We start from the raw sequence: 13,453 nt of genomic DNA on the forward strand, positions 1-13,453 counted from the left end.
TAGTACGATATTAATAAATAGCAGAGAAGAAAAATGAAATCAAAAATCCATTTCCATGAATTTGCACTTCTGATGGCATTGCTCATGTCTATTGTTTCTTTTTCAATAGATGCAGTCCTACCTGCTTTGGGCGAAATCGGACGAGTTTTTGACTTAAAAAATAATAATCAGACACAGTGGGTCATTATTGGTATTTTTTCCGGTATGACGATTGGTCAACTGATTGCTGGCCCTCTATCCGATGCGATTGGCCGTAAACATATTTTATTCACAGGAATTGTTATTTACTTTCTTGGAAGTTTGTTGTGTTTTACCACACAAAGTTTTGAATGGTTTCTAGTTGGACGTTTCATTCAAGGGGTTGGCGTATCAGGTCCTTACGTGGCCTCAATTTCAATTGTTAGAGATAAATACAGTGGGGCTCAAATGGCCCGCATCATGTCTTTAATTATGATGGTGTTTATGGTTGCTCCAGCGATTGCACCAAGTTTGGGACAGCTCATTATCCATTTCTTTGGTTGGCGTGAGATCTTTGTTTTATATATGGTCTATGCCACAGTTGTGGGGGCATGGGTTGCTTTACGTTTGGAAGAGACGTTACTTCCCGAAAATCGTTTACCTATGCGGTTACAAGCATTTCAGGAAGGTTTTAAAGAAGTCGTAAGTAACAAAACCACCATGAGCTATTTGCTATGTGCAGGTTTCTGTTTTGGTGGATTCATTGGTTATTTGGGTACTTCTCAGCAAATTTTTATGCAGCAGTTTGGTAAAACAGGGCAAGAGTTTAGTGCTTATTTTGCTGTGCTCGCAGGTGTGATGGGAATTGCTTCATTTACAAATTCTAAAATTGTTATGAAGTTTGGTATGCGTCCAATCTGTATTTACGGCTTTCTAGGTTTGTGCCTAATTTCTTTAGTTTTCTTAGGAATTCAACTTTTAGGTGTGGCTGTTTCATTCTGGATGTTTATGCTTTATGCCTGCATTTTATTTTTATTATTTGGAACTTTATTTGGAAATTTAAACGCAATTGCAATGGAACCGATGGGGCATGTTGCAGGTATGGCATCGGCCATTATTGGTGCAGCATCTTCTGTTTTGTCACTTATTCTTGCATCTATTATTGGGCAATTATATGACGGTACATTAATACCAATGACTGGCGGCTTCGTCATTTTATGTGGTTTAGCATTTATGATGACAATATATGAGAACAGATATTTAAAGAAATCGAATGCTTAAAATTATAAAAATGCAGCTAGCACACTGAAATTTAAAATTTTGTTCAGAATAAGAGCTACATATAAATGAGTGTAGCTCTTTTAAGCATTTTAGAAAAATTATAGGCCTATAGACATTTGGCTATTTAACACCTTATGCTTAGTTCAAAATTGGATCAATTTTTGCTTTCTCTGTAACAACGATAAAAATCGGAGATCGAAATGATGAAAAATAAGTATCACATAAGAACAATGTATACCAAAGATAAGGGCTGGCGCCTGTTTGGCTTGGCGCTTGCCATTCAAATCCTCTTTATTGGAGCAAATTATTTGGTAATGATGAGCTGACTTTGATTTAGAAGCTTTTTTAACGGTATGATTTAAAGCAAGTTCACTAGTTTTGAGTCATTCTACCTATGTTAAAGCTGATTTATTACGTGCCAGATTCACATCTTGAGTCGACTAAACAAGCTATTTTTTCTGCTGGTGCGGGGGGTATCGGTAATTACGAACACTGCGCATGGCAAGTGAAAGGAATAGGGCAATTTAAACCAGTCAAAGGTGCAGATCCTTATATCGGAGAGCTGGGTGAACTTGAGCAAGTTGATGAGTGGCGAGTTGAAACAATTGTAATTGAAGAAAATGCAAAGGCTGTAGCAAAAGCATTAAAGGCAAGCCATCCTTATGAAGAGCCTGCCTTTGAGTTTATTCAAATTATAGAAATTGATTTTTAATTAAACCGCGAGAAATCTGGTTTACGTTTCTGCATAAATGCTTGTACAGCTTCTAGCATTTCTGGAGATTGAACGCGTTGCATAAATATTTCAGCTTCATGATCAATACATTGAATAATTTGATCTAAATCATGTTTCATCAAGGCTTTGGTTTGTTTTAATGAGGTAAGTGGTAAAGCTGCTAAATGTTGAGCGATTGCCTGAGCAGATGCATAAGCATCTTCAACAACTTCATTCACTAAGCTTGTTTGTACTGCGGTTTCTGCATTAAATTTTTTCGCAGTAAATAGAAGTTCAGCTGCTTTGTGATAACCCGCTTGTTTAACCAATAGTTGGCTTGCACCGCCTTCTGGAGAAAGGCCAAGACTTACAAATGGAATTTGGAAAAGGGCGGTATTGTCAGCAACAACTAAATCTGCGTGTAATAAAATCGTAACACCAATACCAATTGCCACACCTTTTACTGCAATAATAAGCGGCTTTGATAATCTAGCAGCAGATTTAAGGAGTACAAACGGAGGAACTTGACCTGCTGGACCTAGATTAGGATTTTGTACAAAACCCATAAAGTCTTTCATGTCATTACCAGCGGTAAAGTCATGTTCGGCACCACGTAGAATGACTACACGTACATCTTTGTCTTGATCAGCTTCATCAAGTGCTTTGGCAATCCATAAGTAAAGTTCGCCATACAGTGCATTTTTTGCTTCTGGACGATTTATGGCTAAGGTGAGTACGCCACCTTCTAAATTTGCGTGTAAATGTTGATGAGGTTGTTGAATACAGCTAAGTGTCATCGTACTATCCTTGCTTTAAACCACGTTGTTAATTTTTAGGTTCTCATTATGGCGCATATTTTTTGTAATGCGGTTAACTGGTGAGTTCATAAAAAGTGAAAAATCTAATTATGTATAAATTTGACTATCTCGTTTTTATAGGGCGTTTTCAACCATTTCATTTAGCTCATATGCAGACAATTGAAATTGCCTTACAACAAAGCCACTATGTCGTTTTGGCATTAGGTTCTGCTCAAATGGAACGTAATATTAAAAATCCGTTCTTAGCAGTAGAGCGCGAGCAAATGATCTTGTCAAATTTCTCGTTAGAAGAGCAAAAACGCATTCGTTTTGTCCATGTAGTAGATGTTTATAATGACGAAAAATGGGTAAAACAAGTCAAATCTTTAGTGAATGGCGTAATTGAACCGAACTCAAAAGTTGGTTTGATTGGACACTTTAAGGATGAGTCTTCATATTATTTACGACTATTTCCTGAGTGGATTATGGTTGAACTTGATAGTTTAAAAGACTCTATCTCGGCAACACCAATGCGTGAAGCTTATTATCGTGGTGAAATCCAGACCGAATTTTTCCCTGTAGGAACTATTCAATTTTTGGATGAATTTAAAAAAACACGCACTTATCAACAGTTGCAACAACGCTTTGAAGAAGATGATCGCTCTAATTTAGATGATTTTGAGTAAGTGCATATAAATTAAGCATCTGCCCAAAAGATAATTCGGTTTGAAAAAGGATCGGTGATGCTGAGTTCAAGTGTCTCCCAATCTGTTTTTTCAACTTGAGGCTTAGAAAATTTATAATTTTTTTGGCTTAGTTCACTGTGCAACTCATAGATATGTTCCCAATAGATACGGATCGCACTATGTGGACTTGCATCTCCAAAATGCTCGGATAAATGAATAACGCAATCATCTTTAGAAATTTGTAAATATAACGGAAAGTTGTCTTCAAATTGGTGTTGCCAATCAAGCTGAAAACCTAAGAACTCAAGATAAAATGATTGAGCTAATTCGACATCAAAAATTCTTAAAATAGGGGTGATCGAACCTGATTGCATCTTTTTTCCTTTTAACGTGTACCAAATTGTTGAGTCCAATAGCTCTTTTGTTTTACAGATTGATCAGAAGCACAAGCAATTGCGTAAGTTGTAAATTTAGGGTTCATTAGGTTACTACAATGTAGGGGACTCGACAGCCATCTAGACATCACTTCATCTAATGTTTTCTGTCCACTTGCGACATTTTCACCATTGGCTTTACCGAGTGTATTATAAATTTTCAAACGTGATTTTAAATCTAGTCCCGTGGAGCCAACATGTCCGAGAAAGTTGTGTGTTGCCATATCTTCACTATGAGAAAGTGCACCTTTATATAAATTATTACTCCAACTTAATGGTCTGGTTGCAGCGAAATATTGTTGTCCACATTGGCGTGATTGCTGGCGAATCTGATTAATTATTTTAAGTACGGTTTGTTGATAGGCAGGGTTTTGTAAATCTTGGCAACTTATTGTTATAGGTGGAGTTTCAACTTGTGTGGTAGATGGTGTAATTGAGGGCGGCATACTGGATGAACTAACGGAGCAAGCAGAGATAACAAGACCACTAGACAGTAAATTACAAACTTTGAGCAGACTCATGTAAATACCTTAGCGTGAATTATTCTAATGTCTTTATCATACGCCAAAGTAAAGGAGTAAGTAATTTGTTCATATACAAAAAACGAGCATCATGCCCGCTTTTTGTTTCTTAAGTTTATTAAGCTGTTTGTAGAGCTTTTAAGTCTTCTAGAACTTGCTCTGCATGCCCAGCTGCTTTAACTTTGCGATAGCTTTTAACTAAAGTTTTGTTATGGAAAATAAAAGTAGAACGTTCAATACCCATGACTTTTTTACCATACATATTCTTTTCTTTAATCACATCAAAGTGATTACAAAGAATTTCTTCTTTATCACTGATCAGATCAATAGTAAGTGCTTGCTTCTCTGTAAAATTTTGATGGGCTTTTACCGAGTCACGTGAAATACCGAAAATACGGGCACCTAAAGCATCAAACTGATCTTTCAAACAAGAAAAACCCACTGCTTGTGTTGTACACCCTGGTGTTGAATCTTTAGGATAGAAGTAAATGATTAGCCATTCATTTTCGACTTCGGTCAAGTTCACTTCGCCGTGTGTAGTAGGGAACACCTGATTTGGCAGTTGAATATTCTCAGACATTTCTTATCCTTTAAAAGTTAAATTTGATCTAATTCAAGTGGTAAAAAAGCGTATTCCTCATGATAAACAATATTGAGTTTTCTTACAGGGATTGCTTTGTTAAAAATTGGTCCATCAATCACAGTCGTATGAAATTCACCGCCCTCACCACATGGATCAATGCCACGGTTCTCAAGCTCTTGGATATATTCTAAAGTTAAGGTTTTACCTAAATCTTCTATATTCATCCCGAGTTTAAGGTTTACGGTCACCACTACACTCTGGAATCCAAGTTGAATAAATTCTTCAACAACTTCACGGTGCGGACGTAGCCAAAGAGGCATTCCTAATTGAAGACCTACTTGTTGCGTTACTCGATCATGCCAACAGCCGTGTTCAGGCATATCAAGGTCACCTGTAACCAGTACCTCGGCTCCTTGTTGCTTTGCTTGATTGAGTAATTCAATAAACTTTACTTCATAGTCATTCCAACTTGATGAAGCCATAAACACGGGCAAGCCGATTGCTTTAGCTTGCGCTTGAATAATATCAAGAGGCATGGCATGTGAGCGAGAACGTTGGCCTTGTTCTTCTAGCATTACGATCAATCCAATCACTTCGCCTGTCTGCATTGCATGGTAGAGTGCTAGAGAACTGTCTTTGCCTCCACTAAATGAGACAATAGACCTTTTATGGTTAGCATTAGTTTTCCATTGTTCTTGCATAGCTTACATCAAATGAATTGGTCAAAAGTGCTGTTATTTTAACAGAGCTATAAAAAAGCCTGCATAAATGCAGGCTTAATTTGGAACATTAAAATCTTATTTTTTAGGAGCTTGTTGTTGAGCTGCCTTCATTGCATCTTCAGTTAACTTTTCAAGCTTAGTTGTTAACTGAGGACCAAAACATGCTTTAAGATCACGGTTTTGTTGTTGTACAAATCCTAGAGAACTTGGGCTTTTCTTCGCATTGATTGCGCTTTGGATTTCCCATTTTTGTGCTTCAGTCACTTTACCTTGTGCTTCAACCTGACAGCTACAGAATTTGCTAACTTCAGATGAACTTAACTTGCCGCCTTTAGCAGTTTGTTCTTTACAAACGTTAACTAATGCACCTTTAACGTTAGTGCTTTTATATGCCGCTTGAACTGGGTTTTCAGCTGCTTGAACTGAACCAGCCATAAGTGCAGCTGCTGAGAATAAAGATGAAAGAATAAGATTTGATTTTAACAACTTCATAAATTTTACCTACTTATTACGGTATATAGCGTGTTGGATCGGTAACACCAGCATCGATAAAGCCTTCTTTACGCAAACGGCAACTGTCACATTTACCACACGCACGTCCTTGAGCATCTGCTTGGTAGCAAGATACCGTTTGACTATAGTCTACGCCATGTTCAATCCCTAAACGTATGATATTCGCTTTGGATAAATGTAACAGGGGTGTTTCAAATTTAAGTGGTTTTCCTTCTACGCCAGCTTTAGTTGCTAAACGGGCCATATTCGCAAAAGCATCAATAAATTCAGGACGACAATCAGGATATCCTGAATAATCAACAGCATTGATACCAATAACAATAGCTTCAGCATTAAATACTTCAGCTGCTGCTAGAGCATACGAGAGGAAAATAGTGTTACGCGCTGGTACATAAGTTACAGGAATACCTTCTTGTAACTGTTCTGGTACTGCAATGTTGTGATCTGTAAGTGCTGATCCACCTAAATTTGCTAGATCAATATTAATTACACGATGTTCAACACCTGAACGCTGAGCTAATGCTTTTGCAGCATCAAGTTCAGTAGTTGAGCGTTGACCATACATAAAACTAATAGCAATACATTCATAGCGCGCTTGTGCCCAAGCTAGGCAAGTGGTTGAGTCTAAGCCGCCTGAAAGTAAAACAATGGCACGAGAGCGCATATTTTTCTCCATATTCGGAATGATTTATTTTATTGAGTGATTAACGACCTGATTCATCGTTCCAAAGCAGTTTATGTAACTGAAGCTGGAAACGAACAGGTAATTTATCATCAAGTATCCACTGTGCCAGATCACGTGCTAGACGTGGCAGGCCTACAGCACCTTTTTCAACCGCAAAGGCAGGGGAGAACCAAACGGTACTGACTTTGGTTTGCAGTTGATATTTTTCAACTTGTTGCTTTGACCATTCATAGTCTTCACGATTACAAATCACAAATTTGATTTGGTCACGTGGTGTTAAATGGTCAAGATTACTGATGAGATTGCGATGTTCTTCACCAGAAGTTGGAGTCTTTAAATCGAGGACTTTTGAAACACGGGGATCCACTCTTGATACATCAAGGGCTCCACTGGTTTCTAACGAGACGTCAAAACCTGCTTCACATAAACGTTGTAATAAAATCAAACAGTTTGGCTGAGCAAGAGGTTCACCACCTGTCACACAAATATAAGGTGTTTGAAATTGTGTAGCTGTTTCAATGATATGTTCAAGTGAAAAACGTTCGCCACCCTCAAAGGAATAGGTGGTATCGCAATAGCTACAACGTAATGGACAGCCTGTTAGACGAATAAATACAGTCGGTAGGCCAGAGGCATTTGCTTCACCCTGCAACGAGTAAAAAATCTCGGTAATGCGTAAACCGGACGCAGGGTCTGAGACAGGAATTGCAGAGGAACGTAAGGAAGCCATTCTAGAAATACCACACTATATAAAAAATAAAATCTCTACGATCAGTTTGATCGTAGAGATGAGGAGCGATTAAAGCTCCGCAAGAGAGTTATAACAAATTAGTCAGCGCGTAACAAATCGTTCAAGCTTGTTTTTGAACGTGTTTGCGCATCAACTTTTTTCACGATAATTGCAGCATATAAGCTGTAAGTACCACATTTAGATGGCAAGCTGCCTGAAACTACAACTGAACCTGCTGGTACACGACCATAATGGATTTCGCCAGTTTCACGGTCATAAATTTTAGTTGATTGACCAATGAAAACGCCCATTGAAATGACTGAGCCTTCTTCAACGATAACGCCTTCAACGATTTCTGAACGCGCACCGATAAAGCAGTTGTCTTCGATAATAGTTGGGTTAGCTTGTAATGGTTCTAAAACACCACCAATACCTACACCACCAGACAAGTGAACATTTTTACCGATTTGAGCACATGAACCTACAGTTGCCCATGTATCAACCATTGTGCCTTCATCTACATAAGCGCCAATGTTGACATAAGATGGCATTAACACCACGTTTTTAGCTTGGAAGCTACCACGACGTGCTACAGCAGGAGGAACAACACGAACACCTGCAGCTTTAAATTGCTCTTCAGTCCAACCAGAGAATTTAGTTTCAACTTTGTCATAGAAACGAAGATCACATGACTCGATTGGTTTATTGTCATTGAGTTTAAATGATAATAAAACAGCTTTTTTTAACCATTGATGAACAACCCATTCACCATTGATTTTTTCAGCAACTCGAAGTGTACCGTTATCTAAACCAGCAATTGCTTCTTCAACAGCTTGGCGAATTTCGCTTGAACAATCTGCTGCAGTAAAATTTGCGCGGTCTTCAAATGCTTGTTCAATGATTGTAGAAAGCTGAGACATGATCTTCCTTCCATAAAAAATTTTAAAGATTTTACACTAATTTGTGACAAGAATCTTTCAAAAAACGTGTTACGTTTGATTGATGATATAAATGAGGTAAATCAAAATAAGCTTATTAGATAATCAAGTGTTTTTTACACAAAAATGATTTGAAAATAAAAATTTAACTCAATTTGTATCAAAAAATAACAGAAATCTAGCATTTTTTGTATAAAAAAGAATCTAAGCTGTCATTATTATGATTTCAGTCACAAGATGAATAAATTAAAAACAGAGCCTTTTTGAGGAGAAAACTATGAAAGCATTACGTGTATTAGTCACTACAACAGCTTTATTCGCTGCTGGCGCTGCTATGGCAGATGAAGCCGTTGTTCATGACAGCTACGCATTTGACAAAAACCAATTAATTCCTGTGGGGGCACGTGCTGAGGTAGGTACAACTGGTTACGGTGGTGCTTTATTATGGCAAGCAAACCCATATGTAGGTTTGGCTCTTGGTTATAATGGTGGTGACATTTCGTGGACAGATGATGTTTCTGTAAATGGTACTAAATATGACCTAGATATGGATAACAATAATATCTACTTAAATGCTGAGATTCGTCCATGGGGTGCAAGTGCTAACCGTTGGGCTCAAGGTTTATATGTAGCTGCGGGTGCTGCTTATTTAGATAACGATTACGATCTAACTAAACGTTCGCAAGACGGTACTATTAAAGTAAATGGTAATAATTATAACTTTAATGGTTCAGTGGATGGTAAATTAAGTTATAAAAATGATATCGCTCCATACTTAGGTTTTGGTTTTGCACCTAAAATCAATAAAAACTGGGGTGTATTTGGTGAGGTAGGTGCTTACTATACTGGTAACCCAAGTGTAAATCTTAAATCAAATGGTACATTTGTTAATGTTAATGGTGCTGACTTTGATAAAGACTTACGTGCTGAAGAAAACGAAATCCGTAATGATGATAAATACCAATGGTTACCAGTTGGTAAAGTTGGTGTGAACTTCTACTGGTAAGATCACAAAAGAAAAAACGAGCTACGGCTCGTTTTTTTGTACCTAATAAAATAAATAAAAGAGCTAAAAAGCCCTTTTATTTATTTGAATTTTTATTCATCTGGGTAAGCAATTTTCTTAAGTGCTTTAATATCCGCATCAGGTGAGCATAAAGAAATAAACTCGTAACCATAACCGCGTAATAAGTGACCTTTGCGAACCGCAATCCACGTTGTATTAACACCAAAAATATCAGTTTTGGTTTGCTTTAAACGATAATCACGTTCTGTATCATAAGCCACGTCATTGACAATACCCACACCCATGCCAAGTTCCACATAGGTTTTGATAACATCGGCATCCAGAGCTGACATTACGATATCTGCATCTAGATGAGCCTCTTCAAACGCTTTATCAATTTTAGATCTACCTGTAAAACCACCATGATAAGTAATGAGTGGATATTCTGCTAAAAGTTCTAGAGTGATCTTATCCGCCTGCACTAAAGGATGATTTTGCGGGGTAATAATACTGTGCTGCCATTGATAGTAAGGAATGCTAGCCAGATTTTCTTCAGTCGTTAAAGACTCGGTTGCAATTCCAATATCCGCTTCACCTTGTAAAAGCATTTCTGAAATTTCCACAGGGCTAGCTTGTTGTAAAATCAAATGAACTTTTGGAAATAATTTCTTAAATTGATTAACGATTGGAGGCAATACATAACGCGCTTGAGTATGCGTAGTTGCGATCGTTAATGTTCCTTCATCAACCTTATTAAAATCTTCAGCAAGTCGTTTAATATTTTCAGCATCCACTAACATGCGTTCAACAATGCTAAGAAGTGACTGGCCTGGTTCAGTTAAACCTAAAAGGCGTTTACCTTTACGAACGAAAAGTTGAACACCTAATTCATCTTCTAAATCTTTGATATGTTTACTTACACCCGATTGAGATGTGTAGAGTGCAGCCGATGCTTCCGTCAAGTTAAAGTTTTGGCGTACTGTTTCTCGGATAATTCTTAATTGTTGAAAGTTCATTTACACTTTTCCTCAAAAGAGGTGAGGAGCGTCTAAAGATCCGCAAGATATTTCCTCACCAAATATATTTCTTAAGCAACTTGGTCTGCAAATAAGTGCAATTGAGATGCGCTCACCCAAACAGTTTGATTAGGTTTAAATGCATGTAATTTTGCAGCTTCACTGCTCAGAGCAATTTCAATTAAACGTCCATTACGGTCTTGTAATTCGGCCACTACTTTTCCAGCAATCCAGATTTCACGTACAAAAGTCGCTTCAATGGTATTCGCTTGCGGTTGCGAGTGAATATGTAACTCATCTGGACGGGCAAAAGCAATCACTTTTCCTTGAGGTGCCTCAACTGCTGTTGGTAATTGAATACGGTCATTACCGATACGGATAATACCTTCCGTATGTTCACCTTCAAATCGATTTGCCTGACCCAAGAAATCAAACACAAATGGCGTTGCAGGTTTTTCATAAACTTCACGAGGTGAACCGATTTGCTCAACATTACCTTTATTCATGACAATAATCTGGTCTGCAACCTCAAGTGCTTCTTCTTGATCGTGAGTCACGAAAATTGAAGTGATATGCAATTCATCATGTAAGTTGCGTAACCAGCGACGTAATTCTTTGCGTACTTTGGCATCTAGAGCGCCAAATGGTTCATCGAGTAATAACACGCGAGGTTCTACTGCTAAAGCACGGGCTAAAGCAATACGCTGACGTTGTCCGCCAGAAAGCTGAGCAGGGTAGCGGTCTGCTAAAAAGCCTAGTTGAACTAGATCAAGTAAACGAGTGACACGTTTTTTAATTTCAGCTTCCGAAGGACGGGTTGCACGAGGTCGAACACGTAAACCAAAGGCAATATTGTCAAATACAGTCATGTGACGGAATAAAGCATAGTGCTGAAATACAAAGCCGACCTGACGCTCACGCACATGTACATTAGTCGCATCTTCACCTTCAAGTAAAACCTGACCGCCATCGGCTGACTCTAGACCTGCAATGATACGAAGCAGAGTCGTCTTACCACAACCAGATGGTCCAAGTAGCGCAACCAGTTCACCCTCTGGAAAGTCTAGGGAAATATTTTTAAGCGCATGGAATGCACCAAAGTGTTTTTCAATATTTTTAACTTGAATACTCATGATTTCATTCCTTACGAATCAGTTGAATGCGGTTCTGGTTTATCTTGATGTAGCTCTAACCAAGTTTTTAAAATCAGTGTTAAAAGAGCTAAGAAGGCAAGCAGTGAGGACACGGCAAAGGCTGCGCTAAAGGTGTACTCGTTATATAAAATTTCAACATGCAGTGGCAGAGTATTGGTTTCACCACGGATATGACCAGAAACCACTGATACTGCGCCAAACTCACCCATTGCGCGGGCATTACACAAAATCACGCCGTAAATCAGACCCCATTTAATGTTAGGGAGGGTGACCTTCCAAAAAGTTTGCCAACCTGATGCACCGAGTACAATTGCTGCTTCTTCTTCCTCTGTTCCCTGAGCTTCCATGAGTGGAATTAACTCACGCGCCACAAAAGGAACTGTAATAAAAATGGTTGCTAAAACAATTCCAGGTACGGCATATAAAATCTTAATGTCATGGTCCATTAACCAGCCGCCGAACCAACCTTGCGCACCAAAAATTAGAACAATCATTAAACCTGCAATAACGGGGGAAACCGAAAAAGGCATATCAATGATAGTGGTTAAAATAGCCTTGCCTTTAAACTGGAACTTAGAGACAGCCCATGCTGCAGCAACACCAAATATCACATTAATTGGAACTGCAATTGCTGCGGTGAGTAATGTTAATTTCACTGCTGATAAGGTATCTGGATCAATCAAAGCCTGAACATAGACTTCAAGTCCCTGTTTAAATGCTTCTACGAAAACTAAAATGAGTGGCAGCATGAGGCAACTGAGGAAAAAAATCAGTGCAATTGTAATAAGGGTATAACGTACCCAAGTTGGCTCACGTGTCGCATCACGAGACTGTAACTTCAAAGCAAGTGCGTTGCTGTCGGTATGTAAATTCATGTGATGTTTCTCCCTGTACGACGGTTTGCCCATGCTTGAAGTAAGTTAATGACAAATAGAATGATAAAAGAGAGAACTAACATGACCGCTGCAATGGTCGTTGCACCTGCATAATCATATTCTTCAAGACGAGAAATGATCATCAGCGGTGCAATTTCTGTTTTAAATGGCTGGTTACCTGCAATAAAAATAACAGAACCATACTCACCCACGCCGCGAGCAAACGCTAAAGCAAAGCCTGTAAATAGAGCAGGTAGTAAGATGGGTAAAATAATTTTAGTAATGGTCTGCCAACGATTTGCACCAAGTGCTGAAGCTGCTTCCTCAAGTTCGGTTTCAATATCGCTGAGTACCGGTTGAACGGTCCGAACAATAAAAGGAATACCAATAAAGACCAATGCCAGCGTAATTCCGATAGGCGTATAGGCAACCTGAATACCAAGTGGTTCCAGATATTGACCTAACCAACCAGTAGGTGCATAGAGTGAAGTCAGTGCAATACCTGCAACTGCGGTCGGAAGAGCAAAAGGTAAATCGACCAATGCATCAACTAGACGCTTTCCTGGAAAGTTATAGCGGACAAGACACCAAGCCAAAAGTAGACCAAACACAACATTAATAGATGCTGCGATTAAAGCTGAACTAAAGCTGAGTTGAAGCGATTTCAAAATACGCTCAGACGTTAAAATTTCCCATAATCCGTCCCATCCGATTCCAAATGATTTGATAAAGACTGCGGCTAATGGAATAAGCACAATAAAAGACACATAGGCGAGGGTGAAGCCCAAAGATAGACCAAACCCAGGCAGCACTCGGGATCGCTGCGACATGATATTTCCTCA

Annotated in this window: 18 protein-coding genes; 5 read left to right on the top strand and 13 right to left on the bottom strand. The window is 38.6% G+C overall.

Translation table 11 applies throughout. From position 1 onward, the window contains the following. The first annotated feature begins 33 nt into the window (after nt 1-33). The 3 genes from H7R46_RS04675 (at nt 34) to H7R46_RS04680 (ending at nt 1,951) form a co-directional block, all read left to right on the top strand. Nucleotides 34-1,239: a multidrug effflux MFS transporter gene (locus tag H7R46_RS04675; protein ID WP_005067784.1), complete on the top strand. Its 1,206-nt coding sequence runs from the start codon at nt 34-36 to the stop codon at nt 1,237-1,239. Between the two features lie 200 nt (nt 1,240-1,439). Further along, on the top strand, nt 1,440-1,565 hold the full coding sequence (locus H7R46_RS19405; RefSeq protein WP_002118600.1) for a KGW motif small protein: 126 nt from the start codon (nt 1,440-1,442) through the stop codon (nt 1,563-1,565). A 68-nt stretch (nt 1,566-1,633) separates the two neighbouring features. Beyond that, nucleotides 1,634-1,951 (top strand): hypothetical protein, encoded by a 318-nt coding sequence (locus H7R46_RS04680; protein ID WP_005067788.1) that lies wholly within the window; start codon nt 1,634-1,636, stop codon nt 1,949-1,951. On the opposite strand, the gene H7R46_RS04685 is transcribed toward H7R46_RS04680, so the two are convergent. After that, on the bottom strand, nt 1,948-2,748 hold the full coding sequence (locus tag H7R46_RS04685; RefSeq protein WP_005067790.1) for an enoyl-CoA hydratase: 801 nt from the start codon (nt 2,746-2,748) through the stop codon (nt 1,948-1,950). The two genes, H7R46_RS04680 and H7R46_RS04685, sit on opposite strands and share 4 nt — an antisense overlap. A gap of 110 nt (nt 2,749-2,858) precedes the next feature. Between H7R46_RS04685 and H7R46_RS04690 the strand changes: the two genes are divergently transcribed. Next, on the top strand, nt 2,859-3,434 hold the full coding sequence (locus tag H7R46_RS04690) for a nicotinate-nicotinamide nucleotide adenylyltransferase (RefSeq protein WP_002119001.1): 576 nt from the start codon (nt 2,859-2,861) through the stop codon (nt 3,432-3,434). A gap of 11 nt (nt 3,435-3,445) precedes the next feature. Here the strand turns inward: H7R46_RS04690 and H7R46_RS04695 are convergent, their stop codons facing one another. The 8 genes from H7R46_RS04695 to dapD all read right to left on the bottom strand — a co-directional run bounded on the left by H7R46_RS04695 (nt 3,446) and on the right by dapD (nt 8,542). Continuing rightward, complete coding sequence (locus tag H7R46_RS04695; RefSeq protein WP_005067793.1) at nt 3,446-3,808, bottom strand: glyoxalase superfamily protein; 363 nt, start codon at nt 3,806-3,808, stop codon at nt 3,446-3,448. An 11-nt stretch (nt 3,809-3,819) separates the two neighbouring features. Further along, nucleotides 3,820-4,389, bottom strand: a complete 570-nt coding sequence (locus tag H7R46_RS04700) for a CAP domain-containing protein (protein WP_005067795.1) — start codon at nt 4,387-4,389, stop codon at nt 3,820-3,822. Between the two features lie 118 nt (nt 4,390-4,507). Beyond that, on the bottom strand, nt 4,508-4,969 hold the full coding sequence (locus H7R46_RS04705; RefSeq protein ID WP_002118936.1) for a peroxiredoxin: 462 nt from the start codon (nt 4,967-4,969) through the stop codon (nt 4,508-4,510). Between the two features lie 17 nt (nt 4,970-4,986). Further along, a complete protein-coding gene (locus tag H7R46_RS04710) occupies nt 4,987-5,673 on the bottom strand; it encodes a diphthine--ammonia ligase (RefSeq protein WP_005067798.1) in 687 nt (228 codons plus the stop codon). A gap of 96 nt (nt 5,674-5,769) precedes the next feature. Next, nucleotides 5,770-6,186 (bottom strand): hypothetical protein, encoded by a 417-nt coding sequence (locus H7R46_RS04715; protein ID WP_002118993.1) that lies wholly within the window; start codon nt 6,184-6,186, stop codon nt 5,770-5,772. Between the two features lie 16 nt (nt 6,187-6,202). Continuing rightward, nucleotides 6,203-6,871 (bottom strand): 7-cyano-7-deazaguanine synthase QueC, encoded by a 669-nt coding sequence (queC, locus tag H7R46_RS04720; RefSeq protein WP_002118843.1) that lies wholly within the window; start codon nt 6,869-6,871, stop codon nt 6,203-6,205. 40 nt (nt 6,872-6,911) lie between these two features. Beyond that, nucleotides 6,912-7,622, bottom strand: coding sequence for a 7-carboxy-7-deazaguanine synthase QueE (queE, locus tag H7R46_RS04725; RefSeq protein ID WP_002118723.1), 711 nt, complete (start codon nt 7,620-7,622; stop codon nt 6,912-6,914). A 98-nt stretch (nt 7,623-7,720) separates the two neighbouring features. Beyond that, nucleotides 7,721-8,542, bottom strand: coding sequence for a 2,3,4,5-tetrahydropyridine-2,6-dicarboxylate N-succinyltransferase (gene dapD, locus H7R46_RS04730; protein ID WP_002118664.1), 822 nt, complete (start codon nt 8,540-8,542; stop codon nt 7,721-7,723). 295 nt (nt 8,543-8,837) lie between these two features. Between dapD and carO the strand changes: the two genes are divergently transcribed. Next, nucleotides 8,838-9,566, top strand: a complete 729-nt coding sequence (carO, locus tag H7R46_RS04735) for an ornithine uptake porin CarO type 4 (protein ID WP_002118918.1) — start codon at nt 8,838-8,840, stop codon at nt 9,564-9,566. 92 nt (nt 9,567-9,658) lie between these two features. Here carO and H7R46_RS04740 read toward each other — a convergent pair whose 3' ends face one another. From H7R46_RS04740 to cysT, 4 genes are all read right to left on the bottom strand, one after another. Next, nucleotides 9,659-10,582, bottom strand: a complete 924-nt coding sequence (locus H7R46_RS04740; protein ID WP_002118601.1) for a CysB family HTH-type transcriptional regulator — start codon at nt 10,580-10,582, stop codon at nt 9,659-9,661. Between the two features lie 71 nt (nt 10,583-10,653). Continuing rightward, on the bottom strand, nt 10,654-11,715 hold the full coding sequence (locus H7R46_RS04745; protein WP_002118816.1) for a sulfate/molybdate ABC transporter ATP-binding protein: 1,062 nt from the start codon (nt 11,713-11,715) through the stop codon (nt 10,654-10,656). A gap of 11 nt (nt 11,716-11,726) precedes the next feature. Beyond that, the gene (gene cysW, locus H7R46_RS04750; protein WP_002118746.1) at nt 11,727-12,611 is read right to left on the bottom strand and encodes a sulfate ABC transporter permease subunit CysW; all 885 of its coding nucleotides are present in this window, start codon (nt 12,609-12,611) and stop codon (nt 11,727-11,729) included. Further along, the gene (gene cysT, locus H7R46_RS04755; RefSeq protein WP_005067805.1) at nt 12,608-13,441 is read right to left on the bottom strand and encodes a sulfate ABC transporter permease subunit CysT; all 834 of its coding nucleotides are present in this window, start codon (nt 13,439-13,441) and stop codon (nt 12,608-12,610) included. Before cysT ends, cysW begins: the two co-directional genes overlap by 4 nt. Nucleotides 13,442-13,453: the final 12 nt, after the last annotated feature.

Source organism: Acinetobacter sp. BEC1-S18-ESBL-01 (assembly GCF_014169935.1).
GTDB classification, from domain to species: Bacteria; Pseudomonadota; Gammaproteobacteria; order Pseudomonadales; family Moraxellaceae; genus Acinetobacter; species Acinetobacter pittii.

What these genes read in the sequence shown, in the direction of transcription:
- H7R46_RS04675 (WP_005067784.1), top strand. Translation starts at nt 34, where the DNA reads ATGAAATCAAAAATCCATTTCCATGAATTTGCACTTCTGATGGCATTG.
- H7R46_RS19405 (WP_002118600.1), top strand. Translation starts at nt 1,440, where the DNA reads ATGATGAAAAATAAGTATCACATAAGAACAATGTATACCAAAGATAAG.
- H7R46_RS04680 (WP_005067788.1), top strand. Translation starts at nt 1,634, where the DNA reads ATGTTAAAGCTGATTTATTACGTGCCAGATTCACATCTTGAGTCGACT.
- H7R46_RS04685 (WP_005067790.1), bottom strand. Translation starts at nt 2,748, where the DNA reads ATGACACTTAGCTGTATTCAACAACCTCATCAACATTTACACGCAAAT.
- H7R46_RS04690 (WP_002119001.1), top strand. Translation starts at nt 2,859, where the DNA reads ATGTATAAATTTGACTATCTCGTTTTTATAGGGCGTTTTCAACCATTT.
- H7R46_RS04695 (WP_005067793.1), bottom strand. Translation starts at nt 3,808, where the DNA reads ATGCAATCAGGTTCGATCACCCCTATTTTAAGAATTTTTGATGTCGAA.
- H7R46_RS04700 (WP_005067795.1), bottom strand. Translation starts at nt 4,389, where the DNA reads ATGAGTCTGCTCAAAGTTTGTAATTTACTGTCTAGTGGTCTTGTTATC.
- H7R46_RS04705 (WP_002118936.1), bottom strand. Translation starts at nt 4,969, where the DNA reads ATGTCTGAGAATATTCAACTGCCAAATCAGGTGTTCCCTACTACACAC.
- H7R46_RS04710 (WP_005067798.1), bottom strand. Translation starts at nt 5,673, where the DNA reads ATGCAAGAACAATGGAAAACTAATGCTAACCATAAAAGGTCTATTGTC.
- H7R46_RS04715 (WP_002118993.1), bottom strand. Translation starts at nt 6,186, where the DNA reads ATGAAGTTGTTAAAATCAAATCTTATTCTTTCATCTTTATTCTCAGCA.
- queC (WP_002118843.1), bottom strand. Translation starts at nt 6,871, where the DNA reads ATGCGCTCTCGTGCCATTGTTTTACTTTCAGGCGGCTTAGACTCAACC.
- queE (WP_002118723.1), bottom strand. Translation starts at nt 7,622, where the DNA reads ATGGCTTCCTTACGTTCCTCTGCAATTCCTGTCTCAGACCCTGCGTCC.
- dapD (WP_002118664.1), bottom strand. Translation starts at nt 8,542, where the DNA reads ATGTCTCAGCTTTCTACAATCATTGAACAAGCATTTGAAGACCGCGCA.
- carO (WP_002118918.1), top strand. Translation starts at nt 8,838, where the DNA reads ATGAAAGCATTACGTGTATTAGTCACTACAACAGCTTTATTCGCTGCT.
- H7R46_RS04740 (WP_002118601.1), bottom strand. Translation starts at nt 10,582, where the DNA reads ATGAACTTTCAACAATTAAGAATTATCCGAGAAACAGTACGCCAAAAC.
- H7R46_RS04745 (WP_002118816.1), bottom strand. Translation starts at nt 11,715, where the DNA reads ATGAGTATTCAAGTTAAAAATATTGAAAAACACTTTGGTGCATTCCAT.
- cysW (WP_002118746.1), bottom strand. Translation starts at nt 12,611, where the DNA reads ATGAATTTACATACCGACAGCAACGCACTTGCTTTGAAGTTACAGTCT.
- cysT (WP_005067805.1), bottom strand. Translation starts at nt 13,441, where the DNA reads ATGTCGCAGCGATCCCGAGTGCTGCCTGGGTTTGGTCTATCTTTGGGC.